At 64.0% G+C, this 24,930-nt stretch carries 28 protein-coding genes and 2 tRNA genes; 23 read left to right on the forward strand and 7 right to left on the reverse strand.

All coding sequences use genetic code 11. From position 1 onward, the window contains the following. The first annotated feature begins 53 nt into the window (after window positions 1-53). Window positions 54-1,565, forward strand: a complete 1,512-nt coding sequence (locus NJT13_RS03340; RefSeq protein ID WP_254524074.1) for an RtcB family protein — start codon at window positions 54-56, stop codon at window positions 1,563-1,565. An 89-nt stretch (window positions 1,566-1,654) separates the two neighbouring features. On the opposite strand, the gene NJT13_RS03345 is transcribed toward NJT13_RS03340, so the two are convergent. Continuing rightward, on the reverse strand, window positions 1,655-1,867 hold the full coding sequence (locus tag NJT13_RS03345; protein WP_254524075.1) for a hypothetical protein: 213 nt from the start codon (window positions 1,865-1,867) through the stop codon (window positions 1,655-1,657). Window positions 1,868-1,962: 95 nt separating this feature from the next. Continuing rightward, window positions 1,963-2,631, reverse strand: coding sequence for a helix-turn-helix domain-containing protein (locus NJT13_RS03350; protein WP_254524076.1), 669 nt, complete (start codon window positions 2,629-2,631; stop codon window positions 1,963-1,965). Between the two features lie 220 nt (window positions 2,632-2,851). Here NJT13_RS03350 and moaA point away from each other — a divergent pair, with 220 nt between their 5' ends. From moaA to rpsB, 14 genes are all read left to right on the forward strand, one after another. Beyond that, window positions 2,852-3,871 carry a GTP 3',8-cyclase MoaA gene (gene moaA / locus NJT13_RS03355; protein WP_254524077.1) on the forward strand — a complete coding sequence of 340 codons (1,020 nt, stop codon included), beginning with the start codon at window positions 2,852-2,854 and terminating at the stop codon, window positions 3,869-3,871. A gap of 260 nt (window positions 3,872-4,131) precedes the next feature. Beyond that, window positions 4,132-4,214, forward strand: a tRNA-Ser gene (locus NJT13_RS03360). Window positions 4,215-4,288: 74 nt separating this feature from the next. After that, on the forward strand, window positions 4,289-4,810 hold the full coding sequence (locus NJT13_RS03365) for a 30S ribosomal protein S13 (RefSeq protein WP_254524078.1): 522 nt from the start codon (window positions 4,289-4,291) through the stop codon (window positions 4,808-4,810). Next, entirely contained in the window at window positions 4,810-5,331 is a 522-nt protein-coding gene (locus NJT13_RS03370; protein WP_254524079.1) for a 30S ribosomal protein S4, read from the forward strand. The genes NJT13_RS03365 and NJT13_RS03370 overlap by 1 nt, the downstream gene beginning before the upstream one ends. A gap of 1 nt (window position 5,332) precedes the next feature. Further along, complete coding sequence (locus NJT13_RS03375) at window positions 5,333-5,722, forward strand: 30S ribosomal protein S11 (protein WP_066295959.1); 390 nt, start codon at window positions 5,333-5,335, stop codon at window positions 5,720-5,722. A 3-nt stretch (window positions 5,723-5,725) separates the two neighbouring features. Next, window positions 5,726-6,475, forward strand: coding sequence for a DNA-directed RNA polymerase subunit D (locus tag NJT13_RS03380; RefSeq protein ID WP_254524080.1), 750 nt, complete (start codon window positions 5,726-5,728; stop codon window positions 6,473-6,475). 129 nt (window positions 6,476-6,604) lie between these two features. Further along, window positions 6,605-6,689: transfer RNA gene (locus tag NJT13_RS03385), tRNA-Leu, on the forward strand. 87 nt (window positions 6,690-6,776) lie between these two features. Continuing rightward, complete coding sequence (locus NJT13_RS03390; protein WP_254524081.1) at window positions 6,777-7,130, forward strand: 50S ribosomal protein L18e; 354 nt, start codon at window positions 6,777-6,779, stop codon at window positions 7,128-7,130. Then, a complete protein-coding gene (locus NJT13_RS03395; protein ID WP_254524082.1) occupies window positions 7,127-7,576 on the forward strand; it encodes a 50S ribosomal protein L13 in 450 nt (149 codons plus the stop codon). The genes NJT13_RS03390 and NJT13_RS03395 overlap by 4 nt, the downstream gene beginning before the upstream one ends. Then, the gene (locus tag NJT13_RS03400) at window positions 7,570-7,968 is read left to right on the forward strand and encodes a 30S ribosomal protein S9 (RefSeq protein ID WP_179259974.1); all 399 of its coding nucleotides are present in this window, start codon (window positions 7,570-7,572) and stop codon (window positions 7,966-7,968) included. Before NJT13_RS03395 ends, NJT13_RS03400 begins: the two co-directional genes overlap by 7 nt. 12 nt (window positions 7,969-7,980) lie before the next feature. Continuing rightward, window positions 7,981-8,175 carry a DNA-directed RNA polymerase subunit N gene (locus tag NJT13_RS03405; protein ID WP_254524083.1) on the forward strand — a complete coding sequence of 65 codons (195 nt, stop codon included), beginning with the start codon at window positions 7,981-7,983 and terminating at the stop codon, window positions 8,173-8,175. A gap of 3 nt (window positions 8,176-8,178) precedes the next feature. Next, entirely contained in the window at window positions 8,179-8,364 is a 186-nt protein-coding gene (locus NJT13_RS03410; RefSeq protein WP_006184680.1) for a DNA-directed RNA polymerase subunit K, read from the forward strand. Beyond that, on the forward strand, window positions 8,361-9,566 hold the full coding sequence (eno, locus tag NJT13_RS03415; protein ID WP_254524084.1) for a phosphopyruvate hydratase: 1,206 nt from the start codon (window positions 8,361-8,363) through the stop codon (window positions 9,564-9,566). The genes NJT13_RS03410 and eno overlap by 4 nt, the downstream gene beginning before the upstream one ends. Next, window positions 9,563-10,372 carry a 30S ribosomal protein S2 gene (rpsB, locus tag NJT13_RS03420; RefSeq protein ID WP_254524085.1) on the forward strand — a complete coding sequence of 270 codons (810 nt, stop codon included), beginning with the start codon at window positions 9,563-9,565 and terminating at the stop codon, window positions 10,370-10,372. Before eno ends, rpsB begins: the two co-directional genes overlap by 4 nt. Window positions 10,373-10,688: 316 nt before the next feature. Here the strand turns inward: rpsB and NJT13_RS03425 are convergent, their stop codons facing one another. Continuing rightward, on the reverse strand, window positions 10,689-11,615 hold the full coding sequence (locus tag NJT13_RS03425; RefSeq protein WP_254524086.1) for a thiamine-phosphate synthase family protein: 927 nt from the start codon (window positions 11,613-11,615) through the stop codon (window positions 10,689-10,691). A 120-nt stretch (window positions 11,616-11,735) separates the two neighbouring features. Here NJT13_RS03425 and mvk point away from each other — a divergent pair, with 120 nt between their 5' ends. Both mvk and NJT13_RS03435 read left to right on the forward strand, forming a co-directional pair. Further along, window positions 11,736-12,722 carry a mevalonate kinase gene (mvk, locus tag NJT13_RS03430; RefSeq protein ID WP_254524087.1) on the forward strand — a complete coding sequence of 329 codons (987 nt, stop codon included), beginning with the start codon at window positions 11,736-11,738 and terminating at the stop codon, window positions 12,720-12,722. Further along, window positions 12,719-13,459: an isopentenyl phosphate kinase gene (locus NJT13_RS03435; RefSeq protein WP_254524088.1), complete on the forward strand. Its 741-nt coding sequence runs from the start codon at window positions 12,719-12,721 to the stop codon at window positions 13,457-13,459. The genes mvk and NJT13_RS03435 overlap by 4 nt, the downstream gene beginning before the upstream one ends. Before the next feature lie 38 nt (window positions 13,460-13,497). On the opposite strand, the gene NJT13_RS03440 is transcribed toward NJT13_RS03435, so the two are convergent. Together NJT13_RS03440 and trkA are read right to left on the reverse strand one after the other, a co-directional pair. After that, a complete protein-coding gene (locus NJT13_RS03440; RefSeq protein ID WP_254524089.1) occupies window positions 13,498-15,030 on the reverse strand; it encodes a TrkH family potassium uptake protein in 1,533 nt (510 codons plus the stop codon). Between the two features lie 404 nt (window positions 15,031-15,434). Further along, window positions 15,435-16,766 (reverse strand): Trk system potassium transporter TrkA, encoded by a 1,332-nt coding sequence (trkA, locus tag NJT13_RS03445; RefSeq protein ID WP_254524090.1) that lies wholly within the window; start codon window positions 16,764-16,766, stop codon window positions 15,435-15,437. 395 nt (window positions 16,767-17,161) lie between these two features. Here trkA and NJT13_RS03450 point away from each other — a divergent pair, with 395 nt between their 5' ends. The 5 genes from NJT13_RS03450 to NJT13_RS03470 all read left to right on the forward strand — a co-directional run bounded on the left by NJT13_RS03450 (window position 17,162) and on the right by NJT13_RS03470 (window position 23,142). Further along, complete coding sequence (locus NJT13_RS03450) at window positions 17,162-18,514, forward strand: ribonuclease J (RefSeq protein WP_254524091.1); 1,353 nt, start codon at window positions 17,162-17,164, stop codon at window positions 18,512-18,514. Window position 18,515: 1 nt separating this feature from the next. After that, on the forward strand, window positions 18,516-19,568 hold the full coding sequence (gene idsA3, locus NJT13_RS03455; RefSeq protein ID WP_254524092.1) for a geranylfarnesyl diphosphate synthase: 1,053 nt from the start codon (window positions 18,516-18,518) through the stop codon (window positions 19,566-19,568). A 136-nt stretch (window positions 19,569-19,704) separates the two neighbouring features. After that, window positions 19,705-20,076: a DUF8159 domain-containing protein gene (locus tag NJT13_RS03460; protein WP_254524093.1), complete on the forward strand. Its 372-nt coding sequence runs from the start codon at window positions 19,705-19,707 to the stop codon at window positions 20,074-20,076. A gap of 364 nt (window positions 20,077-20,440) precedes the next feature. Next, complete coding sequence (locus NJT13_RS03465; protein ID WP_254524094.1) at window positions 20,441-22,159, forward strand: glutamate--tRNA ligase; 1,719 nt, start codon at window positions 20,441-20,443, stop codon at window positions 22,157-22,159. 506 nt (window positions 22,160-22,665) lie between these two features. Beyond that, the gene (locus NJT13_RS03470) at window positions 22,666-23,142 is read left to right on the forward strand and encodes a CPBP family intramembrane glutamic endopeptidase (RefSeq protein ID WP_254524095.1); all 477 of its coding nucleotides are present in this window, start codon (window positions 22,666-22,668) and stop codon (window positions 23,140-23,142) included. Between the two features lie 96 nt (window positions 23,143-23,238). Here the strand turns inward: NJT13_RS03470 and NJT13_RS03475 are convergent, their stop codons facing one another. After that, entirely contained in the window at window positions 23,239-23,421 is a 183-nt protein-coding gene (locus NJT13_RS03475; RefSeq protein WP_254524096.1) for a DUF8014 family protein, read from the reverse strand. A gap of 69 nt (window positions 23,422-23,490) precedes the next feature. Beyond that, window positions 23,491-23,976, reverse strand: a complete 486-nt coding sequence (locus NJT13_RS03480) for a DUF456 domain-containing protein (protein WP_254524097.1) — start codon at window positions 23,974-23,976, stop codon at window positions 23,491-23,493. A gap of 171 nt (window positions 23,977-24,147) precedes the next feature. Between NJT13_RS03480 and NJT13_RS03485 the strand changes: the two genes are divergently transcribed. Continuing rightward, window positions 24,148-24,888: an SDR family NAD(P)-dependent oxidoreductase gene (locus NJT13_RS03485; protein ID WP_254524098.1), complete on the forward strand. Its 741-nt coding sequence runs from the start codon at window positions 24,148-24,150 to the stop codon at window positions 24,886-24,888. Window positions 24,889-24,930 lie beyond the last annotated feature (42 nt).

Here is a 24,930-nt window from a genome sequence, read left to right on the forward strand (position 1 = left end):
GAGGCCCACCGGGGAGACGAACACCTTTCATCGATGCGGTCCGACGTTCAGGTATGACCACCTACGACGCCGACGGCATCACGCTCGAGCGGGTGCGCGAATACGTCTGGGAGATTCCCCAGCACGGGTCGATGCGCACTCCCGCACGGGTGCTGGCGAGCGAGGCGTTACTCGAGGAGATCGCCGGGGACAAGACGCTCGAGCAGATCACGAACACGACCCACCTGCCGGGGATCACGAAGTACGCGATCTGTATGCCCGACGGCCACCAGGGGTACGGCTTTCCGGTCGGCGGAGTCGGTGCGCTCGACGCCGAAGACGGCTGCATTTCGCCCGGGGCCGTCGGCTACGACATCAATTGCGGCGTCCGCATGATGCGGACGAATTTGACGTACAGCGACCTTCAGGGGCGAGAAGCCGAACTCGTCGACTCGCTGTTTGCCAACATCCCGTCCGGTCTCGGCGGCGGCGGAGTCGTCGAGTCCGGCGTCGACACCGTCGAAGAAATCCTCGCCCGGGGCGTCGACTGGGCCCTCGAGAACGACTACGCCGTCGAGGACGATTTGCTCCACTGCGAAGACGAAGGCGTCCGCGAGGGCGCAGACCCGTCGAAGGTGAGCCAGAAGGCCAAGGACCGCGGAAAGAACCAGATCGGGTCGCTGGGGTCGGGCAACCACTTCCTCGAGGTCCAACGCGTCACGGACGTCTTCGACGACGAGGTCGGCGACTCGTTCGGACTCGCGGAAGATCAGATCGTCGTGTTGATCCACTGTGGATCGCGCGGACTCGGCCATCAGACGTGTACCGACTACCTGCGGAAAATCGAGCAGCAACACCAGGGGCTGTTGAACACGCTGCCGGACAAGGAACTGGCGGCTGCGCCCGCGGGATCGCAACTCGCCGAGGACTACTACGGCGCGATGAACGCGGCCATCAACTTCGCGTGGGTCAACCGACAGTTGATCATGCACCGCACGCGGCGGGTCTTCGAGCGCGTGTTCGATCGCTCCTGGGAAGAGATGGACATGCAGCTGCTGTACGACGTGGCCCACAATATCGCGAAAAAGGAGACGCACACCGTGAGCGGAGAGCCGGGCTCCGAGGGCGAAGCGAGCGGCCTCGAGCCGCGAGCCGACGGCGAGGAGCGCGAACTCTACGTCCACCGCAAGGGCGCGACCCGCGCGTTCCCGGCCGGCCACCCCGAGATCCCCGCGGCCTATCGCGACGTCGGCCAACCGGTGATCATCCCCGGGAGTATGGGAACCGGCAGTTACGTGCTCCGGGGCGGCGAGAACTCGATGGCCCTCACCTTCGGATCGACCGCCCACGGTGCGGGCCGACTCATGAGCCGCACGCAGGCGAAAAAACAGTACTGGGGCGGCGACGTGCGACAGGAACTCGAGAGCCAGGATCAGATCTACGTCAAGGCCCAATCCGGGGCGACGGTCGCCGAGGAAGCACCCGGCGTCTACAAGGACGTCGACGAAGTCGTCCGCGTCTCCGACGAACTGGGAATCGGTGACAAGGTGGCGCGGACGTTCCCCGTGTGTAACATCAAGGGGTGAGCCGTCCGCTATCGGCCGGCTCACCGTCCGCTATCGGCTCGTCCCTACTCGGCTCGTCCCTACTCGGCTCGTCCCTACTCGGATCGTCCCTACTTCAGACGAAACGGGTTCTCGTCGTCTTCGTCGTCACCGTCCTCGCCATCGTACGGCTTTCGAGCGGTTATCGTCACCGTCGCTTCCGGGTCGTCCTCGTCGGCCCAGGGGCTGTCGTATGCCGATAGCTCGAGGTCGGTGACGTCCCACCCCTCCTCCTCTATGAGTTCGACGAGGCGGCGCTGGTCTCCGAGCATATCGTCGTCCATGCGTCCTCGTTCGAGATGGTTGGGGGTATCTCTTCCGCCGGTCCGTTTCCGTCGTCGCGTGACGCCCCGCCCGTCGTCCCGGTTTCGGTCCCGAATCACTCGCTCTCGTCCGAGTCGCCGATATCGATCACTTCTTCGACGAGCGCGCGGTGGGCGCGTCGGAGTCGCTCGGACAATGCCTGATGAGAGATGTCGAGTTCGTCAGATAGCTCGTCCATGTCCATTCCGCGAGGAATCTCGTAGTAGCCGCGCTCGAGGGCCGCGACCAGCGTTTCGTACTGCGCATCCGTGAGCCCGAACCGGCTGTGGCGGTCTTCCTCGAGTTGGTGAATCTTGTGAATGTGTATACGCAGCCCCTGCTCTGACGCGAATTCGTACGTTCGTGACATCGCTTCGCGTTCGGGAAAGAGGACCCGAAATCGCCACTGTCTGGCCTCCACGTGTGCATCGAGTACGGTCGCCTCCTCCTCGGTCAGCAGGTGAAGAATAACGGTGACGTCGTCCACCCAGTGCATTCGGTAGAGTCGCTCGCCGTCGAGATCGGTGAGCCGTTCGGCGTCCTCGACGCTGGCGTCGTCCGCCAGCGCGTCGTCGAGCCCTTCGAGCGTCGATTCGGCCCCGGAAAACCAGACGTACGGCATGACGTGGTCCGGGTCGTACGCGACGACGCGTTCGATCTCCACCTCGAGGTCGTCCGCGGCCTCGAGCGTGTGTCGGAGTGCGAAGTCCGCAGCGGGAACGCCGAACTCCGCGATGGTACTCATGCACGAGGCTATCACGCCGGTGACCAAGAGTCCCGGTCCCGGACCGCGACCGTCGTCTGTACGCGGTCGTTCGCCGCCGGCGGTCGTCCTCCGCGGGCCCTCGTCGCTCGTTCACGAACCGATTTCGTGACGCCAAATCGTCAGTAAGCGCAACCGAAATTGGTTACGGGACGTCGAAATCTCCGGCGCGTTTAAGCGGATCCGGCTGCAAACCGGTGTCATGCTCACCGACGAGTTCGGGCGCGAGGTGACGGGGGTTCGCGTCTCTCTCACCGATCGGTGTAACTTCGATTGCGTCTACTGTCACAACGAGGGGCTGGGCGACACTCGCGGACCGATGGATCCGCAAGACGACGAGATGGAGACGGACGACGTCGTGCGGTTCCTCGAGGTCGCCGCCGAATTCGACGTCGAGGCGGTCAAGTTCACCGGCGGAGAGCCGATGTTGCGCCAGGACCTGGAGGAAATTATCGCACGGACGCCGGACGCGATGGAAGTCTCGCTCACGACGAACGGGACGTTCCTCCCGGGTCGCGCCGACGCGCTCGTCGACGCCGGCCTCGATCGGGTCAACGTCTCCCAGGACGCGCTCGATCCGCAGGATTTCGCCGAGATCACCAAGAGCGGAGCCTACGACAAGGTCATCGAGGGGGTCGATGCCGCGCTCGAAGCGGGGCTCACGCCGGTCAAACTCAACATGGTCGTCTTCGAACACACGGCCGGCTACGTCCCCGAGATGGTCGACCACGTCGCCGAAAACGACGGTCTGCAACTCCAACTGATCGAGTACATGCCCGAACTGACGGGCAAGCCGGAGTGGAATATCGAAATCGAGCGCGTTCACGAGTGGTTGGCCGAACAGGCGGTCGAGATCGAACACAGAGAGATGCACGACAGGAAGCGGTACTGGGTAGGCGGCGGTGAGGGCGGCGAAGCCAGCCGATCCTCGTCCGACGAGTCCGGCGTGGGAATGGTCGAAATCGTCGACCCCGTCGAGAACCCGACGTTCTGTGCGAACTGCCATCGGGTTCGCGTGACCCACGAGGGCTACCTGAAGGGGTGTCTCAATCGAAACGACGATCTCAAATCGATGGGCGAAATGACGAAACCGGAGATCCGCGACGCGTTTCGAGACGTCGTCGCGAACCGGGTTCCCTACTACGGCGAGTACATGATTCGAAACGACGACGGGGAGTGGGAGATCAACGACGAGTACATCGAGGAATACGCCGGCGTCTGAGGCCGTCTGAAGGCTCCGTCGGTATCGGGAGTCGTTTTTCGGCACTCGGCTCCGTTTCCGTTCCGGGCTCCCCGTCCTGGCTTCCGTTCGCTCGCCTCGACCAGCGTCCGAGTTCCGGACTCGAGCGGGATCTCGGGACGAATACACACGGAGCGTGGCCACCTTTCGTTGCGCTTAAGTAGTACACGGGGGTAGGTCCGGTTGCGATACGTGTAGGGGAGCGATCCCCGAGTCCGGACGGGCGACGATAGACCGACGGTGTCGTGGTAGCCAAGCGGCCCAAGGCGCATGGTTGCTAACCATGTGGCGTCAAGCCTCCGGGGTTCGAATCCCCGCCACGACGTCGGATACGACGCTGGCGTTTTCCCGCCAGTCGACTTTGCAACGCACGCAGATCAGACACAGATACACGACACTATGAGCGCGGAAGAACCTCAAGAACAACAAGACGACGAAGATCTTCAGTACTTCGTCCGCATCGGGCAAACCGACCTGGATGGGACGAAGTCCGTCGAGCGCTCGCTCACGGAGATGAATGGGATCGGTCGACGGACCGCCCGGCTCATCGCCGCGGAAGCGGGCGTCGACCGAACGGCGACGTTCGGTCGACTCGACGACGACGTCATCGACGAGGTCGTCGAGGTCGTCGAAAACTACGCCGACGAAGTCCCGGACTGGCTCAACAACCGGCGCACGGACTTCTACAGCGGTGAAACGACCCACGAGATCGGCAACGATCTCCAGTTGACTCGACAGCACGACATCAACCGGATGAAGATGATCGACTCCTACAAGGGAACTCGCCACAAGCGCGGCCAGAAGGTCCGCGGCCAGCGAACCAAGTCCACCGGCCGAACGGAGGGCACCATCGGAGTCAACGTCGAAGAGATCCGCGAAGAACAGGCCGAAGAAGCCGGCGAAGAGGGTGAGGGCGAATAATGCCACTCGGCACCGACACGAAGCAATACGAGACGCCGAACCACCCCTACCAGGGAGAACGGATCGCATCCGAACACTCCCTCGTCGACCGCTACGGTCTCAAGAACAAGGAAGAACTCTGGCGCGCCCAGTCCGAACTTCGCTCCTACCGGCGCGAGGCTCGAGAACTGCTCGGCCAGGCCCAGGACGACGAGGTCGTCATCCGACGCTCCGAGGAGTTCCTCGGTCGTCTCAAGCGCGTCGGCATCCTGAACGAGACGGACGAACTCGGCGACATCCTCTCGCTCGAAATCGAGGATATCCTCGAGCGCCGCCTGCAGACCGTCGTCTACCGGTCGGGTCTGGCGAACACGACCCAGCAGGCCCGTCAGTTCATCACGCACGGCCACGTCGCGGTCGGCGACCAGCGCCACCGCGTTCCCTCCTACATCGTCGACGTCGACGAGGAGGATCTGGTGGCATTCGACGAAACCAGCCCGCTCGCGGACGAACTCCACCCCGAACGCGCGGAGGGTCAATAACATGAGTCAGGACGACGATAAATGGGGCATCGCCCACGTACACGCATCGTTCAACAACACCGTCATGACCGTGACGGACCTTACGGGTGCGGAGACGATCGCCAAATCCTCCGGCGGGACGGCGGTCAAGCAGAACCGCGACGAGGCATCGCCGTACGCGGCCATGCAGATGGCCGAGTCCGTCGCCGAGGAGGTCAAAGCGGCCGGGATCACGGGCCTGCACGTGCGGGTTCGCGGCCCCGGCGGCAACCTCCAGAAATCCCCCGGTCCCGGCGCGCAGGCGACGATTCGCGCACTCGCGCGCTCCGGCATCGAAATCGGGCGCATCGAAGACGTCACGCCGATCCCGCACGACGGATCGCGCGCCCCGAAAGGCAAGGGCGGCTACTAGATCATGACTGAGGAGTACGACGTCGAGTTCGTCGAACGCGAGGATCGAGAAGCGCGATTCCTCGTTCGCGGCGTGACGCCAGCGTTCGCCAACGGTATCCGTCGCGCGATGGTCGCCGACGTACCTACGATGGCGATCGACACCGTCCGGTTCGTCGAGAACTCGTCGGTCATGTTCGACGAGCAACTCGCGCTCCGGCTCGGGCTCGTCCCGCTGACGACGCCGCCGGTCGGCGAGTTCGGCGAGGACGAAACGGTCACGCTCTCTATCGACGTCGAGGGGCCGGCTACCGCCTATTCCGGCGATCTCGTCACCAGCGACGACCTCGTTCGTCCCGCAGACGAGAACGTCCCGATCATCGAACTCAAGGACGGCCAGCGCCTCGAGGCGGAGGCCGACGCCGTCCTCGACCGGGGCAAAGACCACGCCAAACACCAGGGCGGCGTCGCGGTCGGCTACCGTCACCTGCAGCGAATCGAGGTTGACGGTGATCTCCCCGAGTTCGAAGAAGAAGAGCGGCGGATCATCCGTGGCGTCGTCGAGGACGACGGCGAACTCGTTCCGACGAGCGAGTTCGACCACGACCTCTCGAATCGGTATCCTGGCAAACAGGTCCGGGTCGAGGACGTGCCCACGGCATTCGTCTTCCACGTGGAGACGGACGGCTCCTTTACCGTCGAAGAACTGGTCACGCGAGCCGCCGAGACGCTCGAGGCGCGTGCGACCGAACTCGAAGAAGCTGTACAGTTATAAACATGAACCGACGCCCCCGACCCGATCAGGGTACGACGCTCGCCGGCGCCGTGAGCGACGAGACCGGCGAGTGCGTGCCTACTGGAATCGAAAGGGGTTTGAAGGGGCGACGGGTAGACGGAAGTGCGAGCAGGGATAGCCAAGTCAGGCCAACGGCGCAGCGTTCAGGGCGCTGTCTCGTAGGAGTCCGCAGGTTCAAATCCTGCTCCCTGCATCACTTCTCTCGAATCGATTCCACCGTCGACGCCACCGTTTCTCGTGTCGTCGACGTTCCGGCAGTTGCAGTATTTGGAGGAAACCAATGAGTAGCAAGACCAATCCGAGGCTCACCGATCTCATCGCCGAGCTCAAGTCGACGTCCCGACAGACGGACGCCGACGTCTGGCGAGACGTTGCGGATCGACTCGAAAAGCCCCGGCGCACCCACGCTGAGGTGAACCTGGGCCGCATCGAGCGGTACGCACGCGAAGAAGAGACCGTCGTCGTTCCCGGCAAAGTGCTGGGATCCGGCGCACTACAGAAAAACGTCACGGTCGCCGCCGTCAACTTCTCTTCGTCCGCGGAGACGAAGATCGAACAGGTCGGCGAACCGGTATCGCTCGAGCAAGTGCTCGAAGAAAACCCCGAGGGCTCCGACGTCAGGGTGATCCGATGAGTCTCGCAGAGTTCGACGCAGACACCGTCGTCGATGCCGCAGACTGCATCCTCGGCCGAGTCGCCAGCGAAGTCGCCCAGCGCGCGCTGGACGGCGAGCGCGTGGCGATCGTCAACGCGGAGGACGCGGTCATCACCGGCGACAAAGAAGACGTCTTCGAGACGTACCGCACGCGGCTGCAGATGGGCTCGGACAGCGGGCCCTACTACCCCCGACGACCGGATACGATCTTCAAGCGGTCCGTTCGCGGGATGCTGCCGTACAAGAAACCGCGCGGGCGCGAAGCGCTCGACAACGTCCGCGTCTACGTCGGCGATCCCTACGAGAACGACGATGCCCGCGAATCCGAGGTTCTCGAGGGAACGTCGCTCGATCGACTGTCGAACATCCGCTTCGTCCACCTGCACGAAGTGTCCGAACAGTTAGGTGCTAACGTCACATGGTAACCAACACGAGTGGCAAGAAAAAGACGGCCGTCGCTCGCGCCACGGTGCGCGAAGGCGAGGGTCGCGTTCGAATCAACTCACAGCCCGTCGAACTGGTCGAACCGGAGATGTCACGGCTCAAGATGCTCGAGCCGTTCCGCATCGTCGGCGAGGACCTGCGGGGCGAGATGGACATCGACGTTCGCGTCGAGGGTGGCGGCATCAGCGGCCAAGCTGACGCCGTCCGCACCGCCATCGCGCGTGGAGTCGTCCAGCACACCAACGACGCCGAGCTCCGCGATGCGTTCATGGAGTTCGATCGTTCGCTGCTGGTCAACGACGTCCGCCAGTCCGAACCGAAGAAGTGGGGCGGCCCGGGTGCTCGGGCACGCTACCAGAAGTCCTACCGCTAAGGTGATCCAATCATGATGGTACCGGTCCGGTGTTTCACCTGTGGCAACGTCGTCGCCGAGCACTGGGAGGAGTTCGACGAGCGAGCGAACGAGGGCGACGAAGATCCCGAGGAAGTCCTCGACGAACTCGGCGTCGAGCGCTACTGCTGTCGGCGGATGCTCGTCAGTCACACCGACCTCGTCGACGTCGTCTCCCCGTATCAGTAACCAATGCAACAGCAACAACACAACCGTTACGAGAAGGCACGCATCCTCGGCGCACGAGCGTTGCAGGTTTCCTACGGCGCCCCGGTATTGATCGAGACCGAGCAAACGCAGCCGATCTTGATCGCCGCCGAGGAGTACGACGCCGGCGTCCTTCCGTTTACCGTCAAGCGGGGGTACGACCGGAAATGACGCTCATCACGGACGTTCGCCTGCGGCGTATCCTCGATTCACGAGGTAACCCGACGGTCGAGGCGGACGTCGTTACCGAAAGCGGAGGTTTCGGCCGCGCTGCGGCGCCCAGCGGCGCCAGCACTGGCGAATACGAAGCCGTCGAGCGCCCGCCGACCGAGGCGATTGCCGCGGCCAGGGAACACGCCGTTCCCCGACTCGTCGACAACGCTTACGCCGGCAACCAACGCGAGGTCGACGCCGCGCTCCACGCCGCCGACGGAACCGCCGACTTCTCAGAGATCGGTGCGAACAGCGCGGTCGCGATATCGATGGCCGCCGCGAAAGCCGGCGCCGACGTCCTCGGTGCACCGCTCTTTCAGCACCTCGGCGGGACGTTCCGCGGTGAAAACTTCCCGATCCCGCTCGGCAACGTGGTCGGCGGTGGCGAACACGCCGCCGACGCGACCGATATCCAGGAGTTCCTCGCGGCTCCAGTCGGTGCACCCAGCGTCGAAGACGCCGTGTTCGCGAACGCGGCCGTCCACGCGACCGTCGCCGATCTGCTCGAGGAACGCGGTGTTCCCTGTGGCAAAGGCGACGAGGGCGCCTGGGCGCCGTCGATCGACGACGGTGAGGCGTTCAAGATCGTCGACGAAGCGGTCTCGAAGGTCGCAGACGACGTTGGCTTCACCATCGGATTCGGGCTCGACGTCGCCGGCGCAGAGCTGTACGATTCCGAGTCGGGGACCTACGAGTACAGCGATCGAAGCCGCGACACGGACGAGCAGATCGCGTACATCGCCGAACTCGTCGAGGAGTACGACCTCGTCTACGTCGAGGACCCGCTCGACGAGGACGATTACGACGCATTCGCCGACCTCACGGACGACGTCGGAGACCAGACGTTGATCTGCGGAGACGATCTGTTCGTGACGAACACCGACCGCCTCGTCGAGGGGATCGATCGCGGCGCAGCCAACAGCATCCTGATCAAGCCGAACCAGATCGGAACGCTGTCGGACGCCTTCGACGCGATCGAACTCGCGACGGAGAACGGCTACGACTCGGTCGTCTCCCACCGGTCGGGCGAGACCGAAGACGCGACGATCGCACACCTCGCCGTCGCGACCGACGCACCCTTCATCAAGACGGGTACCGTCGGCGGCGAGCGAACCGCAAAGCTCAACGAGCTCATTCGAATCGCAGACGACGCGACATGACAGAAAACGACGCAACCCAGGAAGGGCTCGACGCCGCCGAGGAAGAAATCGACGAGGAGCCAGCCGAAGGGGCTGGTCCCGCCGCCGAGGAGGACGTCGAGCCAGCAGACGAACAGCCCGCCGACGCCGAGGGAGCGCCCGCGGCCGACGCCGAACAACCAGCGGACGACGCCGAGACCGAAGACGCCGGTCCGACGCTCGACGACGACGTGATGTCCGACGAGGAAGCGGACCTGCTGATTCCGGTCGAGGATTACCTCGGCGCCGGTGTCCACATCGGCACCCAGCAGAAGACGGCGGACATGGAGCGGTTCATCCATCGCGTCCGTACCGACGGGCTGTACGTGCTCGACGTCTCGAAGACCGACGGCCGTATCCGCACGGCCGCGGACTTCCTCGCGAACTACCAACCCGAACAGATTCTGGTCACCTCGAGTCGCCAGTACGGGCGATTCCCCGCGGAGAAGTTCGCCGAGGCCGTCGGCGCGCGCGCCCGAACCGGTCGCTTCATTCCGGGGACCCTGACGAATCCGAAGTACGACGGTTACATCGAACCGGACGTGCTCGTCGTCACCGACCCGATCGGCGACGCGCAGGCCGTCAAGGAGGCCATCACGGTCGGCATCCCGGTCATCGCGATGTGTGACTCGAACAACCAGCTCAGTAACGTCGACCTCGTCGTCCCGACGAACAACAAGGGTCGCAAGGCCCTCTCGGTCGTCTACTGGTTGCTCGCGAACGAAGTCCTCGACCGCCGCGGTGCCGAACCGGCGTACGCGCTCGAGGACTTCGAGAGTACGGTCTGAGACGGTTCGTACCGACAACGTACAGTTCGTTTTCCCGACGCTGTTGTGAACCGGCAGCGCAATCCCTCGATCGCGGCCAGCGCATCGGTCGACCTCCCAGCGTCCGCTTCGAGATAACTCTGAGACGACTCTCGGAGACGTCGCGAGAGACGACCCGTTTCGCCAGCGGAGCGAGGTTCTCCTCACGCGAAGAGGGGGTACGGGAAGCGGACGACTCGTTCGTCGGTTTCCCAACCGACGTACCTGCGGGTCCCTCCTCGCGGTATCGGTCGGACGAGCTCCGTCTCGATCGGAAACCGGAACGCGAACGATACGGTCATCGATCGTGAACGACCGAGAGCAGTTCCGTGATCAGTTCCGCGGCATCGACGGCCGTCGACCCGAAGACGTAGGTGGCGGGCTCGATGCCGAACGCGCCGCGATGGTAGGCGACCCGTGGAACGGTCCCGCGATCTTCGAACCGATTTTCGAGATGGTCCCTGCGGTTTTCGTACTCGGCATCGAACTCGAGCGGGTCGATACCGACCGTGTCGGCGCCAGCAAGCAGGTCGCCGTCGGTAGCGATATTGATCGCGCCGTGGATGTCGGGGTCGACGGCGTTCGCCGCGAGGATCGCCGTGGAAACGTGTTTCGACGCACCGAATTCGGGATGCGCCGGAATTTCGATCCGGCCGCCCATGGCGTAGATCCGACCGGGAATCGCGGCGACGTCGGTCTCGTCGCGAGGGTCGGGGAGGGACATTCCGACGTTCGTGCCGACGTTCGGGACGTACTCGGCGATTCCCGAACGCGAAGCGAGGGTTCGTGCGGCGGTTCGCACGTTCGCGAGGACGTCCCGTTCGGCTCGCACGTCGGGGTCGAGCCCGCGGACGCACAGGTCGCAGCCGAGTCCTCGAAGTTCGGGCATCACCTCCTCGTGGAGTTCGCAGATCGGGCCGCGATCCTCGAGGCTCCGGACGAGCGCGAGGAGTTCGGTGAGCGCGTCGTAGCTGTCCATGTGACCGCCGGCGAGCCCGTCGGCGATCCGCTCGATGGTCGCGACGGTTTCGGGGTCGTCCCGGAACCGGTCGTCGCCGCCGCCGTCTCCGCTGACGTATTTGCTGACCGCGGCCTGTGTCACGCCGAGTTCGGCGGCGACCTCCTGCTGGGTCAATCCGCGCTCGGCGAGTCGGGTCGCCAGCATCGCCCGTGCCGTCGGAAGGAATCGATCGACGACGAGTTCGCTCGGCAGAACGAGAGCCATACGAGCGCGTTGTGCCGACACTGGCTTAAGTTCGACTCCCGCGGTCGGACCGACGGCTACCACCCCAGCAGACGGCCCGGAGAAGATAGGTATTAACCGTCGTCGTACGAACGGCCGGGCATGACACTCTCCAGCGCACCCGGCAAAGTGTACCTGTTCGGGGAGCACGCGGTAGTTTACGGCGAACCGGCCGTTCCGTGTGCGATCGAGCGGCGGGCGCGGGTCGGCGTGCAACGACGCGACGACGGCAAGCTACGGGTTCACGCGGAGGACCTCAGTCTGAACGGCTTTACCGTCGAGTACGACGGAACGACCGGCAACGGACCGGACGTCGACGTCTCGGAATCGTTGATAAGCGCCGCGATGGGCTACGTCGACGGCGCGATCGAGCAGGTCCGCGACGTAACCGACGAAGACGAAGTGGGCTTCGACGTCACGATCGAGAGCGACATCCCGCTCGGCGCGGGACTCGGTTCCTCCGCGGCGGTCGTCGTCGCCGCGATCGATGCCGCCACCCGCGAACTCGGAGTCACCCTCGAGACGGACGAACTCGCGGACCGAGCCTACCGGACGGAACACCAGGTTCAGGACGGTCAGGCCTCGCGGGCGGACACGTTCTGTTCGGCCACCGGCGGTGCGGTCCGCGTCGAAGGCGAGGACTGTCGCTCCCTCGAGGCACCGGACCTGCCGATCGTGATCGGATTCGACGGCGGCGCGGGCGACACCGGGAAGCTGGTCGCGGGTGTGCGGGATCTGCGCGACGAGTACGAATTCGCCGCCGATACGGTCGAAGCGATCGGCGACGTGGTACGCAACGGTGAAGACGCGCTCGCCGACGGGGATATCGACGAACTCGGTCGATTGATGGATTTCAACCACGGGCTGCTGTCGGCCCTCGGCGTCTCCTCACGATCGCTCGATACGATGGTCTGGGCGGCCCGGGACGCGGGCGCACGGGGCGCGAAATTAACCGGTGCCGGCGGCGGCGGGTGCATCGTCGCACTGGACCCGACACCGGAGACCGAGACGGCGCTGTCGTTTACGCCCGGCTGCGAGGACGCCTTCCGAGCCGAGCTATCCGAGAAGGGGGTGACGCGACTCGAATGATCGTCCTGAAACTCGGCGGCAGCGTCATCACCGAGAAAGATCGCGCGGAGACGCTCGACGGCGAAGCACTCGAGCGGGCGGCCGAGACGATCGCCGCGGCGCAGACCGACGGACTAGAGGACGTCGTCGTCGTTCACGGCGGCGGCAGCTTCGGTCACCACAACGCGAGCGAACACGGCGTCAGTACCACCGATGGGACTCGTGACGCGACGGCGGTCCTGGACATCCACGGCGCGATGAAGACGCTGAACTCGTTCGTCCTCAGCCGACTGCTCGAGCGAGACGTACAGGCGGTACCGGTACATCCGTTTTCGACGGCGTACCGAGACACCGCGGGAACCCTCTCGCTGCCGACCGGCCAGGTCGAGACGATGCTCGCGGAGGGGTTCGTTCCCGTCCTCCACGGGGACGTGATCGCCCACGCCGGCGCCGGGGCGACGGTCGTCAGCGGCGACGAACTCGTGGCCGAACTCGCACGCCGGCTCTCGGCGGACCGCGTCGGCCTCTGCTCGACGGTTCCCGGTGTGCTGGACGAAGACGAGGTCGTGATCGATCGCATCGAGGATTTCGAGGCCGTCGCGACGGTGCTCGGGGCGAGCGATGCGACCGACGTGACCGGCGGAATGGTCGGCAAGGTCCGGACGCTACTGGATCTCGAGGCCGAAGCGTCGATCTTCGGCCTCGACGCGCTGGCGTCGTTCCTCGACGGGTCGACTCCGGGAACGACGATCGACTGAGGGCGAGTCGGCGAGCGGCGAAGCGACGGCGGACGGCTTCAGCGGGTCCAGAAGCCGCCGGTGAACATGACGAGGACCGGAATTATCTCGAGGCGGCCGATCCACATGAGAAAGATCATCAGGAGTTTCGAACCGATCGGGAACTCGTGGTAGGACCCGAAGGGGCCGAGAAACCCGAATCCGGGACCGATGTTCCCGATCGTCGCGAGACTGGCGCTGAACGCCTCGAGCGGTGTCTCGACGAGGTGACCGGCGTCGAGGGCGATGAGCAGGGTCGCGATGGCGAAGACGAAGAGATAGAGGAAGGTGAATCCGAGCACGCCGCGAATTGCGTCCTCGTCGACGACGTTGTTACCGAGACGAATCGGGCGAACGACCTCGGGATGGGATGCCGTAAACAGTTCGCGCCGGAGGACTTTGAATACGATTAGCCATCGGACGACCTTGACGCCACCCCCGGTGGAACCGGCACAGCCGCCGACGAGCATCGCGAACAGGAGGACGATTTTGCCGGTCGAACTCCACTCCACGAAGTCGCTGGTCGCGTACCCAGTCGAGGTCAACAGCGATGCGACCTGGAAGGCGCTCTGTCGGAGCGAGTTCTCGAATACGCCCTCCGTGAGGCCGCCGAGTTCCGAAAGCGCCGGTGCAGCACCGGTATAGAGTATTCCCGCGAGTACCACGGTCAACGCGGCGATCGCCCCGATGTAGGCGCGAAATTCGGAGTTGCGAACGAACCGATGTCGCTCGCCGCTGAAGACGTGCCAGAACAGCGCGAAGTTCGTGCCCGCGATGACCATAAACGGCACGAACGTCCACTGAACGATCGCAGAGAACGCCGCCACGCTGTCGGCTTCCGGTGAGAACCCGCCCGTGGGAAGCGCCGTGAATCCGTGAGCGATGGCGTTGTAAAGCCCCATTCGGGGTGCCATCCCCGCGAGGTGGAGGCCATAGAGAAGAGCGACGAAGGCGAGGGTAAAGACGAAGTAGACGACCCAGAGGATGCGCGCCGTCTCGGCGATTCGCGGCGTCAACTTCTGTAACTCGGGTCCCGGTGCCTCCGACTGAACGAGTTGCGCGCCGCTGACCGCTAACTCGGGCAAAATTGCGACCATCAACACGATGATTCCCATCCCGCCGAGCCACTGGGTAAGCTGTCGCCACATCATCACGGCGTGGGTGTGACGGTCGAGCGAAATCTCCTCGAGGACGGTCGCCCCCGTCGTCGTGAACCCGGACATCGATTCGAACAGCGCGTTCACCGGATTGGCGAGGGTCGATTCGGTTCCCCAGCCGGCAAGGATGTACGGCACTGCCCCCACGATCGCGACGGTGAGCCACGATATCGCGACGAAGAGCATCGCTTCTCGGACTTGCAGGTCACGGACGGGATCCAGTCGCTCGAGTGCGAGTCCGAAGACGACCGCGAGGCCGATCGTCGCGACGAACGGAAAAACGGGCTCCGAATAGACCAGTGCGACGACGATCGGTACCAGGAGCGGAACGGAGAGATATTTGACGACGGTGCCGACGAGCGCGAAACTCGCGCGCCAGTCGGTCCGGAGTCTCATAAAGACACCCCGTCCGCGGAGTCTCGTCGGAACACGATATATAACAGATTTCGTTAAGGTCGTATTAATCCATCGTCACGCGGTTCCAGGGGTCACGTTCCCCGCCTTCGGACGGTAGCGACGTGGGACTGCCGGAGACGCGACCGGCACTCGGAACCGATACGATCCGCCCGACGGCGTGGGGAATCGGCGTTCGACCCGGACGTGAAACAACCGGTAACCGTGTTCGACCGAATCGGGAACCTCCACACGGTCCGCCCGTTTCTCGGTTTCGGTGCTCGCGGCCGTCTCGCGACGCGTTCGTCGGCGGCGGTATCGGCGTAGTACTCGTGGCAGTCACCGTGACCGTTCGACCTGGATCAGCCGTTCGGCTCGAGGTGGCTCTCTCGACGACGAGCGTCGTCTTAGATCAGGTCGACGACCTCGTCGAGAACCGCCGCGTCGACGAAGACGATCACGTGGTCACCGGATTGGACGACGGTCGATCCGCGGGGCGTGATGTGGTCACCGCCGCGAGAAATCGCGCCGATGACGACGCCCGGCGGGAGATCGTTCGTCGCGTCCGCGATGGTTCGACCGACGAGGGCGCTCTCGACGCCGACCTCGATCTCGATTACCTCCGCGCGATCGTGCTCCAGCATCGCGACCTTTTCCGTGTGATCGGTTCGCGTAAAGCGGACGATCTCCTCGGCGGTTTCCTCTCGAGGGTTGATCGCGACGTCGATTCCGACGGTCTCGAAGAGGTCTGCGTACTCGGCGGTTTCGATGACGGCGACGGTGCGGTCGACGCCGAGGCGTTCCGCGAGCAGGGAGACGAGGAGGTTCTTCTCGTCGCTGTCGAGTGCGGCGACCACGACGTCCGCTTCGCCGACGTGTTCCCGTGCGAGGAAGTCGGCGTTCGTCGCGTCGCTTTCCATGACCATCGTGTTCGGTAAGGATTCGGCCACCTCACGGGCGCGGTCGTGATCTTGCTCGATCAGACGCGGACGAAACCCGTGATCTTCGAACTCGCGAGCGGCCTGGAATCCGATCTCGCTCGCGCCGACGATGACGACCTCTTCTGCGTCGTCGGGCGCCGTCGCGACTTCGTCGGCGAAATCGTTGATCGAATCGGGGCTGCCGATCACGACGATCCGGTCGCCGCCTCGAATGACCGTGTCGCCTCGAGTCACGATCATCTCGTCGTCCCGAAAGAGCGCGGCGAACGTTAGCGAATCGTAACAGTCGGCTTCGCTGACGGTTCGATCCGCGATCGGGCTGTCCGCCGGGATGTCGAACTCGGCCATGCGGACGAGTCCGCTGGCGAACGTATCGACGTCGTGGGCGCTGGGCAGCCCGGAGATACGAAAGATCGTCTGGGCCGTCAGCAGGTCGGTACACACCATGAAGTCGACGCCGAAGGCGCCCTGCGATCCCTGCCAGGTTTCGAGCAGCGTTCGCCGACGAACCCGCGCGATGGTGAAGACGTCGGTAACGGCCTTCGCCGCGCCGCAGACGACGGCGTTCGTTTCGTCGTTGTCCGTACAGGCGATGACGAGTCCCGCTTGCGAGAGGCCGGCCTCGCGCAGGATTTCGAGGTCGGTCCCGTCGCCGTGGATCGTCAACACGTCCAGCGCGTAGGTGAGTTCCTCGGTCACCTCGGCGTCGCGGTCGACGACGACCACGTCGTGAGTCTCTTCTAAGTTTGCGGCGATCGAACGACCGACTTCGCCGGCCCCGACGATGATTACGTACACGACGATACCTCCGAAATCATAGTTGCTGCCCACCGGTTTCGAGGCGACAGGCAAAGAAATTACGATGCGCGAAACGGCATCGAGGTCGAGACGACCCCAGACGAGGGACGACGCGGCCGCCAGCCCCGATTCCCGCCGCGGCACCAACGGGACGGGTCGCGTGTGGACCCAACCCACTGCGTTTTTAACACCCGGCCGTGTACAGGTACGTAGCGAAACCCGCGGGCAAGTGCGTTCGGGACTCACGATGTCGTGAGTCGACGACGACGGGTCGACCGTCATCCGTGCGCATAGCGGGATGGCCGACGCGCTGCAAGATGCCGGGGCCGCACAACCGGGAGTCCGCGGACCGTTTCGATGAGAGTCCACGACGCGACTTTCAGTGCTACAGAATCATGGAAATCGAAATCGCAACCATTGGCGGCTACGAAGAAGTCGGACGGCAGATGACCGCCGTCCGCGCCGGCGACGACGTCGTCATCTTCGACATGGGTCTGAACCTCTCGCAGGTGCTGATCCACGACAACGTCGAAACCGAACGAATGCACAGTCTCGACCTGATCGACATGGGCGCTATCCCCGACGACCGGGTCATGAGCGACCTCGAGGGCGACGTCCAGGCGATCGTCCCGACGCACGGTCACCTGGACCACATCGGTGCCATCTCCAAACTGGCCCACCGGTACAACGCGCCGGTCGTCGCGACGCCGTTTACGATCGAACTCGTCAAACAGCAGATCGAGGGCGAACAGAAGTTCGGCGTCGAGAACGACCTGATCAAGATGGACGCCGGCGAGACGATGGCGATCGGCGACAGCGGCAAGGTCGACCTCGAGTTCGTCAACGTCACCCACTCGATCATCGACGCGATCAATCCCGTCCTCCACACACCGGAGGGAGCCGTCGTCTACGGGCTGGACAAGCGAATGGACCACACGCCCGTCATCGGCGATCCGATCGATATGGAGCGGTTCCGCGAGATCGGTCGCGAAGGCAACGGCGTCCTCGCGTACATCGAGGACTGTACCAACGCGAACAAGAAGGGGCGCACTCCCAGCGAGCGGGTCGCGCGCGAGCACCTTCGCGACGTCCTCTACAGCCTCGAAGACTACGACGGCGGCATCGTCGCGACGACGTTCTCAAGCCACATCGCTCGTGTGAAGTCGCTGGTCGAGTTCGCGGACGACATCGGCCGTCAGCCCGTGCTACTGGGCCGGTCGATGGAGAAGTACTCCGGCACCGCAGAACGGCTCGACTTCATCGACTTCCCCACCGATCTGGGAATGTTCGGCCACCGGAAGTCCGTCGACCGCACGTTCAAGCGAATCATGAACGAGGGGAAAGGCGACTACCTGCCGGTCGTCACCGGCCACCAGGGCGAACCGCGTGCGATGCTCACCCGAATGGCGCGCGGCGAGACGCCGTACGAACTGGACGACGGCGACAAGGTCGTCTTCTCGGCCCGCGTCATCCCCGAGCCGACTAACGAAGGCCAGCGCTACCAGGCGGAGAAACTGCTCGGCATGCAGGGCGCGCGGGTGTACGACGACATCCACGTTTCCGGCCACCTCAATCAGGAGGGCCACTACGAGATGCTCGACGCGCTTCAGCCCCAGCACGTCATTCCGGCTCACCAGGACATGAGCGGCTACTCGAGCTACGTCAACCTTTGCGAGAGCGAAGGCTACAGCATGGGCCGAGACCTCCACGTTACGCGCAACGGGAACCTCATACAGTTAGTCGACTGATATGACGAGCCCCGAGGCACGCGAGGAAGCGGTGCTCGAGGCGGTCCGGCACCGGCGCGAACAGGTCAACGAGGCGATCACCGAGGAGTTGCCGATCCAGCGGCCGGAACGGCTCTACGAAGCGTCCCGGTATCTGCTCGATGCGGGCGGCAAACGGCTGCGGCCGGCCGTCCTGCTAACGACCGCGGAGGCGCTGTGTGACGTCGAGTCTCTCACGGCGGAGTATCGATCGTTCCCGTCGCTGCAGGAGGGCGGCCCGGTCGACGTGATGGCCGCCGCCGTCAGCGTCGAGGTCATCCAGTCGTTTACCCTGATCCACGACGATATCATGGACGACGACGATCTCCGACGCGGCGTTCCCGCCGTTCACGAGGCCTACGATATCGAGACCGCAATTCTCGCCGGCGACACGCTCTACTCGAAGGCCTTCGAGATCATGCTCGAGACGGGGGCGCAGTCCGATCGGCTCGTCGAGGCGTTTTCCATCCTCGCGACGACCTGTACGAAGATCTGTGAGGGCCAGTCCCTGGACGTCACCTTCGAGCAGCGGACCGACGTCTCGCCCGAGGAGTACCTCGAGATGGTCGAACAGAAGACGGCCGTCCTGTACGCCGCCTCCGCGTGTCTGCCCGCGATCTTGCTGGGAGCCGACGACGAGACGGTCGATGCCCTCTACGGATACGGGCTGGACATCGGTCGCGCGTTCCAGATTCAGGACGACGTACTGGACCTGACGGTTCCGAGCGACCAACTCGGAAAACAGCGAGGGAGCGACCTCGTCGAGAACAAGCAAACGCTGATAACCGTCCACGCCCGGGGGCAGGGCGTCGACGTCGACACCTTGGTCGATACGGACGACGTCGACGCGGTCACCGAGGCCGAAATCGACGACGCAGTCGCCGAACTCGAGGCGGCCGGTTCGATCACCTACGCGAACGACACGGCCCGCGACCTCGTCGAACAGGGGAAGAGCCGACTCGACGTGCTCCCGGATAACGAGGCCCGCGACCTCCTCTGTGAGATCGCGGACTACCTGATCGAGCGCGGGTACTGAGGCGCTCGTTCGTCCGAACGAGCGTGGGTGCGGTACGGTGCCCGCCGTTCGAACGCCATCGAAACTCGCGTCTCGCCGCGACTCACCGCTCGATATCGTCCGGATCTTTTTGCGTATACCGGACGGACCGACGGACGTGACCGACGGCTCGTCTCCATCGTCGGCCGGGCGTTCCCGACGTGGATTCCTCGCCACGATCGCTGTCGCCGGATCGACAGCGACGGCAGGCTGCGTCGGGTCGCTGCTCGGGACCTCGACGGCGAACGAAATCGAACCCGAAGCGCCGAGTCAGCCTCGCAAGGGGACCCCCGGCGAGTTCTACACGCTCGTCGAGCGAAACGATATTCCGGTCGAATCGCTCCAAAAAGACGGGTCGGATCTGCAGTTGCGGTACGCGACGAGTGCCGAAACCGAGTCGGAGTCCACGACGGAAATAGAGATCATCACGACGGTGTACAACGAAAATCTGGTAAAAAAACGACGCCGGGATCGCCACGCTCTATGCTGAGGTCGCGAACCCGTTCGACGGGCACGCCCGCGGCTGGGGAGTCAAGACGGAGTGGTGTGAGCGGTACAACGCCGCCGTCGCGGACAGTTCGGGTACCGACCGGGACGACGGGGACGGGACCGAGGCGGATAGCGGCGATCGAACTGGAAACGAGACCGGATCGAACGAATCCGAAAGCGTTTCGCAGGCGGACTCTGCAGCGATAGTCCTGATGAGCAACGTCCTCAACTCGCGCGTTTACGAGGAGGACCTCGAGGACTGAGGCGGCAGCGCGGTCGCCGCCGTGGGCCCGGGCGAGGCGAACGGGAGCGGGAGACACGACGAATCGCGAGGGTTTTGGGCCGGGCACGAATATCGATCGATAATGAACGACGAGTTACGCGAGCGCGTCGAGCGCGAGGCGGAGAAGCACGCGCTGTTGAACGCCGTCAAACACCGGAGCGACGCCGCCGTCGGTGCCGTGATGGGGCCGCTGATGGGCGACAATCCCGACTTTCGCGAACACGCCGACGCCGTTCCCGGCGTCGTCGGCGGCGTCGTCGCCCGAGTGAACGAACTCGAGTACGAGGACAAACGCGCCCGTCTCGAGGAGCTAGCACCCGAGGAACTCGCCGAAATCGAGGCCGAAGACGAGGCGGACGAACACGACTTGCCGGACCTGCCGAACGCGGACGACTACGACGAGATCCGAATGCGGTGTGCGCCGAACCCGAACGGCCCCTGGCACGTGGGCCACGCCCGGATGCCCGCCGTCATCGGCACCTACCGCGACCGCTACGACGGCTGGTTCTGCGTCAGGTTCGACGACACCGACCCCGAGACCAAGCGCCCGGACCTCGACGCGTACGACGCGATTCTCGAGGATTGCAACTATCTCGGCTTCGAACCCGACGCGATATACAGGGCGAGCGACCGGCTCGAGACCTACTACAGTCACGCTCGCGACCTGATCGAGATGGGCGGCGCGTACACGTGCTCGTGTTCCGGCGAGGCGTTCTCCGAACTGAAAAACAGCGGCGAGGCCTGTCCGCACCGGGACAAAGGCGCCGAGACGGTTCTCGAGGAGTTCGAAGCGATGATCGACGGCGCGTACGACAGCGGTGATATGGTCCTGCGGGTCAAGACCGACATCGAACACAAGAATCCGGCGCTTCGCGACTGGGTCGCGTTCCGGATGATCGACACGCCACATCCCCGAGCGGAAGCGAGCGAGTACCGCTGCTGGCCGATGCTGGACTTCCAGTCCGGCATCGACGACCACCTGCTCGAGATAACCCACATCATTCGCGGCATCGACCTGCAGGACTCCGCGAAACGCCAGCGATTCGTCTACGACTACTTCGACTGGGACTACCCCGAGGTGATCCACTGGGGGCACGTCCAGCTCGACGCGTACGACGTGAAGATGAGCACGTCGACGATCGCGGCGCTGATCGAGGCCGGCGAACTCGACGGTTGGGACGACCCGCGGGCACCGACGCTCAAGAGCCTTCGACGGCGCGGGATTCGTGGCGAGGCCATCGTGGAAGCGATGGTCGGCCTCGGCACCTCGACCAGCGACGTCGACCTCGCGATGAGTTCGATTTACGCGAACAACCGCGAACTGATCGACGACGAGACCGATCGACGGTTCCTCGTCCGCGAGGGCAATCAGGTCCCCCTCGCCGGGAGTCCGCCCGACGAGGCGAATCCGCCGCTGCATCCGAACCACGAGGACCGCGGCGTCCGCGAGATTCCGGTCGGCGATTCCGTCCTGCTCGAGCCCGCGGACCTCCCCCAGCGCGAGGACCGCATCTGGCTCAAGGGTCTGGGTTGCTTCCAGTTCACCCGTGACGTGTTGCAGTACACGGGCGAGGACATCGACGTCGTCCGCGAGGGTGACGTGGACGTCGTCCACTGGGTGCCGGCCGCCGAGAGCGTTCCCGTCCGCATGCGAACGATGGAGGGCAACGTGACCGGACGGGCGGAGCCGGGCGTCGCGGCCATCGAACCCGACGAGATGGTCCAGTTCGAGCGGGTCGGGTTCGCGAGAATCGATCGCCACGACGACGAGGAGACCGTGGCGTACTACGCGCACGACTGATTCTCGCACAGTAGTGCGGTTCGTCCTCCGATCGGCGAAGAAAGACCGGCGCTTCCTGCAACGGTGACCACGAAAATTACCGGGCGGAAATTCGTTCGCGGACTCTGGATAGCGAGTGCGATAATCGGCGCTCCGATCACGTTCGCGCTGACCTTTGTCGTTGCGACCGCTTCGGACCTCACCCTTGCCCATCAAGTTCTCTTCAGTCTGTTTGGGGGAGTACTCGCTGCGCTCAGTCCAGGGCTCGCATCGGGGCTCGGGACGTACTTTCCGCAAACAGAACCGGAGACGATCACCAACTCCAGAGAGGCCGTTGTACCCAGCTTCGGCGCGCTGTTTTCGTACACCCTCGTACTGTTCGTCCTTGCAATTCCAGGATGGTATCTGATGTCTGCTATCGTACAACTCCAATCTACGGGTGCGACACTCACATCGCTGGTCGTTAGCTTCGGCGGTATTGCGCTTATTTCGGCTATTACTGGAGTAATGGCAATAGTTAGCTCTCGATGGGCTGGCAAACGTTTCGTATCGTATCTGTCGCGGCGATAATATTTAGGATCGGTCAAAATAACGTCTGTACAGGTGTCGTTGGGATTGTCGGAATCACCACTGTGTTGCATTCGCAACCGGTTCGATTCGGCGCGACGTCCTCGAGCCTGGATGCCGCCCCAGTTAGCGTTCAGCTACAGATGTTTCTCTTTTTGGTCCTCGTTTTCCCGCTCGTCGAAGAGATATTTTTCCGCGGCCTGCTGTTTGGCTACGCGCTCGATTACACGAAATCAGTTCTCGTCGCGTCGCTCACCACGATGGTGATGTTCGGACTTATCCACACGGAATATGGCCTCATCGGCGTGCTAACGAGGTCGATTACCTCGGCTGTGTACGTGGGTCAGCGAGTGACCTACAACAGCATTACTGAATCGTATCTGACCCACAGTGTGTACAACGGACTCGTCTTTCTCGGGCTTATCGGTTTCATGTGATGGAATAGCCGATTTTCACGTTGCGTCCACCGCGATGACTAAGCGATCGTCCCGCTCGCGCGTATCGTTCGACTGAAGTCGGAAACGTGGCCGCCGTCAATGATCCGGACCTCGGCCCTCGAGCAAATCCTCGGCCCGATCCGGATCCGGATCGGCGACGACGCCGTCCCGTCGGCCGAGGACGCGGGCGTGAGCGGCGCAAACGAGACGGTTCTCGTCCCAGGGGATGTGTAACTCGACGGTACCGGGGCGCTCGCAGTCGGATTCCGAACACTCCATCTAGTCGTGTCAACGGCACCCACGGCTTCAGTGTTTCCCCAGGGGAAGACGCGGTCGGCGCTCGAGCGGTCAGAGCAAGAAGACGGCGACGACGAACCCGAAGAGGATCGACGTAGTCAGGAGGACCTGGACCGCCGTCGACGCGAGGATTCCGATCGTCGTGTAGACGGCCGAGCGGGTGCTACCCTCGAGTTCCCCGTTTCGGACGAACTCGAGCGCGAAGACCGTCCCGAAGAGGCCGACGACGAGGCCGAGCGGCCCGGTGACGACCATGAGGATGAGACCCACGATGGCCGCGACGGCAGTCGTCAGCCAGGACGCGCCACCGGCACGCGCGGCGATCGAGCCGCCGAAGAACTCGATGAGCGCGGTCAGGACGCCGAGGGAGACGAGTACCGCGAACGTGAGGACGCTCAGTTCGGTGAAGCCGGTGGCCCACCAGTAGAGGGCGAGGCCGGTGAGTGAGAGGAGTCCGCTCGGGACCATCGGAGCGGCCGCCCCGACGATGCCGCCGAGGAGCAACGCGATCGCCAGGACGGTGACGAGATCGACCATACGGGAAGCAAGGAACGACGAGGGCAAAACCGTACTGCCTTCGACAGTGGGCGTCGGTTCGACGTCTCGAGAGACGCGAGTCCGACGACGAACAGGAACGGTCGAGAGTGAACTGGAGTGGAAAAGAACGAACAGCGAATAGTATACGTATCAGGGACCGAACGTGTCCGTATGAATCAGCACCGTGGTGCGATCATCGTCGGTGCATCGTCGGGCATCGGGGAGGCGCTGGCCCGACGGCTCGCAGCCGACGGGTACGAGATCGGCCTCGCGGCACGACGAACGGAGCGCATGCGTCGGATCGGGATGGAACTTCCCACCAAAGCGTACGTCGCCACGATCGACGTGACCGACACCGAGGACGCCCGCGAGGGGTTTTTCGAACTGACCGACGCCATGTCGTCGGTCGACGTCGTCGTCATCAGTTCCGGCGTCGCACACGTCAACCACGACCTCGAGTGGGACTCCGAACGCGAGACGGTCGACGTCAACGTCCGCGGGTTTACGGCCATCGCGACCGCGGCGATGCGGTACTTCGAGCGTCATCCCGACCACGCGAGCGAGACGGACGGCCACCTCGTGGGCATCTCCTCGGTAGCGGCCCACTTCGGGACCGGTGGCGTGCAGGCCTACAACGCCTCGAAGGCCTACGTGTCGACGTACCTCGAGGGACTACGCAGTCGGCAAGCAGACAGCGACGCGGACGTGACGATCACGACCATCGAACCGGGATTCGTCGACACCGATCTCTCTCTCGGTGGATTCTGGGAGTCCGCGCCGGAAACGGCGGCCGACCAGATCGCTCGAGCGATTTACGCGAAACGAAATCACGCGTACGTTACCCGACGGTGGCGGCTGATCGCGTGGTTCCTGGACCTCGTCCCCAAGGGATTGCTTCGGCGGCTGTTCTGACGGGGCTGCTCGAGCGGCCGTTCTGAGGCGTCGGCGACATCG

The sequence above is a fragment of the Natrinema caseinilyticum genome, assembly GCF_024227435.1.
Classification (GTDB): domain Archaea; phylum Halobacteriota; class Halobacteria; order Halobacteriales; family Natrialbaceae; genus Natrinema; species Natrinema caseinilyticum.

Excerpts from the sequence above, each read along its gene's own strand:
- NJT13_RS03470 (WP_254524095.1), top strand. The coding sequence starts at position 22,666 with ATGGGCTGGCAAACGTTTCGTATCGTATCTGTCGCGGCGATAATATTT.
- NJT13_RS03365 (WP_254524078.1), top strand. The coding sequence starts at position 4,289 with ATGAGCGCGGAAGAACCTCAAGAACAACAAGACGACGAAGATCTTCAG.
- NJT13_RS03380 (WP_254524080.1), top strand. The coding sequence starts at position 5,726 with ATGACTGAGGAGTACGACGTCGAGTTCGTCGAACGCGAGGATCGAGAA.
- NJT13_RS03345 (WP_254524075.1), bottom strand. The coding sequence starts at position 1,867 with ATGGACGACGATATGCTCGGAGACCAGCGCCGCCTCGTCGAACTCATA.
- rpsB (WP_254524085.1), top strand. The coding sequence starts at position 9,563 with ATGACAGAAAACGACGCAACCCAGGAAGGGCTCGACGCCGCCGAGGAA.
- NJT13_RS03465 (WP_254524094.1), top strand. The coding sequence starts at position 20,441 with ATGAACGACGAGTTACGCGAGCGCGTCGAGCGCGAGGCGGAGAAGCAC.
- idsA3 (WP_254524092.1), top strand. The coding sequence starts at position 18,516 with ATGACGAGCCCCGAGGCACGCGAGGAAGCGGTGCTCGAGGCGGTCCGG.
- NJT13_RS03390 (WP_254524081.1), top strand. The coding sequence starts at position 6,777 with ATGAGTAGCAAGACCAATCCGAGGCTCACCGATCTCATCGCCGAGCTC.
- NJT13_RS03425 (WP_254524086.1), bottom strand. The coding sequence starts at position 11,615 with ATGGCTCTCGTTCTGCCGAGCGAACTCGTCGTCGATCGATTCCTTCCG.
- NJT13_RS03370 (WP_254524079.1), top strand. The coding sequence starts at position 4,810 with ATGCCACTCGGCACCGACACGAAGCAATACGAGACGCCGAACCACCCC.
- NJT13_RS03450 (WP_254524091.1), top strand. The coding sequence starts at position 17,162 with ATGGAAATCGAAATCGCAACCATTGGCGGCTACGAAGAAGTCGGACGG.
- NJT13_RS03480 (WP_254524097.1), bottom strand. The coding sequence starts at position 23,976 with ATGGTCGATCTCGTCACCGTCCTGGCGATCGCGTTGCTCCTCGGCGGC.
- NJT13_RS03475 (WP_254524096.1), bottom strand. The coding sequence starts at position 23,421 with ATGGAGTGTTCGGAATCCGACTGCGAGCGCCCCGGTACCGTCGAGTTA.
- mvk (WP_254524087.1), top strand. The coding sequence starts at position 11,736 with ATGACACTCTCCAGCGCACCCGGCAAAGTGTACCTGTTCGGGGAGCAC.
- NJT13_RS03435 (WP_254524088.1), top strand. The coding sequence starts at position 12,719 with ATGATCGTCCTGAAACTCGGCGGCAGCGTCATCACCGAGAAAGATCGC.
- NJT13_RS03395 (WP_254524082.1), top strand. The coding sequence starts at position 7,127 with ATGAGTCTCGCAGAGTTCGACGCAGACACCGTCGTCGATGCCGCAGAC.
- NJT13_RS03405 (WP_254524083.1), top strand. The coding sequence starts at position 7,981 with ATGATGGTACCGGTCCGGTGTTTCACCTGTGGCAACGTCGTCGCCGAG.
- NJT13_RS03350 (WP_254524076.1), bottom strand. The coding sequence starts at position 2,631 with ATGAGTACCATCGCGGAGTTCGGCGTTCCCGCTGCGGACTTCGCACTC.
- NJT13_RS03400 (WP_179259974.1), top strand. The coding sequence starts at position 7,570 with ATGGTAACCAACACGAGTGGCAAGAAAAAGACGGCCGTCGCTCGCGCC.
- NJT13_RS03375 (WP_066295959.1), top strand. The coding sequence starts at position 5,333 with ATGAGTCAGGACGACGATAAATGGGGCATCGCCCACGTACACGCATCG.
- NJT13_RS03340 (WP_254524074.1), top strand. The coding sequence starts at position 54 with ATGACCACCTACGACGCCGACGGCATCACGCTCGAGCGGGTGCGCGAA.
- NJT13_RS03410 (WP_006184680.1), top strand. The coding sequence starts at position 8,179 with ATGCAACAGCAACAACACAACCGTTACGAGAAGGCACGCATCCTCGGC.
- NJT13_RS03485 (WP_254524098.1), top strand. The coding sequence starts at position 24,148 with ATGAATCAGCACCGTGGTGCGATCATCGTCGGTGCATCGTCGGGCATC.
- eno (WP_254524084.1), top strand. The coding sequence starts at position 8,361 with ATGACGCTCATCACGGACGTTCGCCTGCGGCGTATCCTCGATTCACGA.
- NJT13_RS03440 (WP_254524089.1), bottom strand. The coding sequence starts at position 15,030 with ATGAGACTCCGGACCGACTGGCGCGCGAGTTTCGCGCTCGTCGGCACC.
- moaA (WP_254524077.1), top strand. The coding sequence starts at position 2,852 with ATGCTCACCGACGAGTTCGGGCGCGAGGTGACGGGGGTTCGCGTCTCT.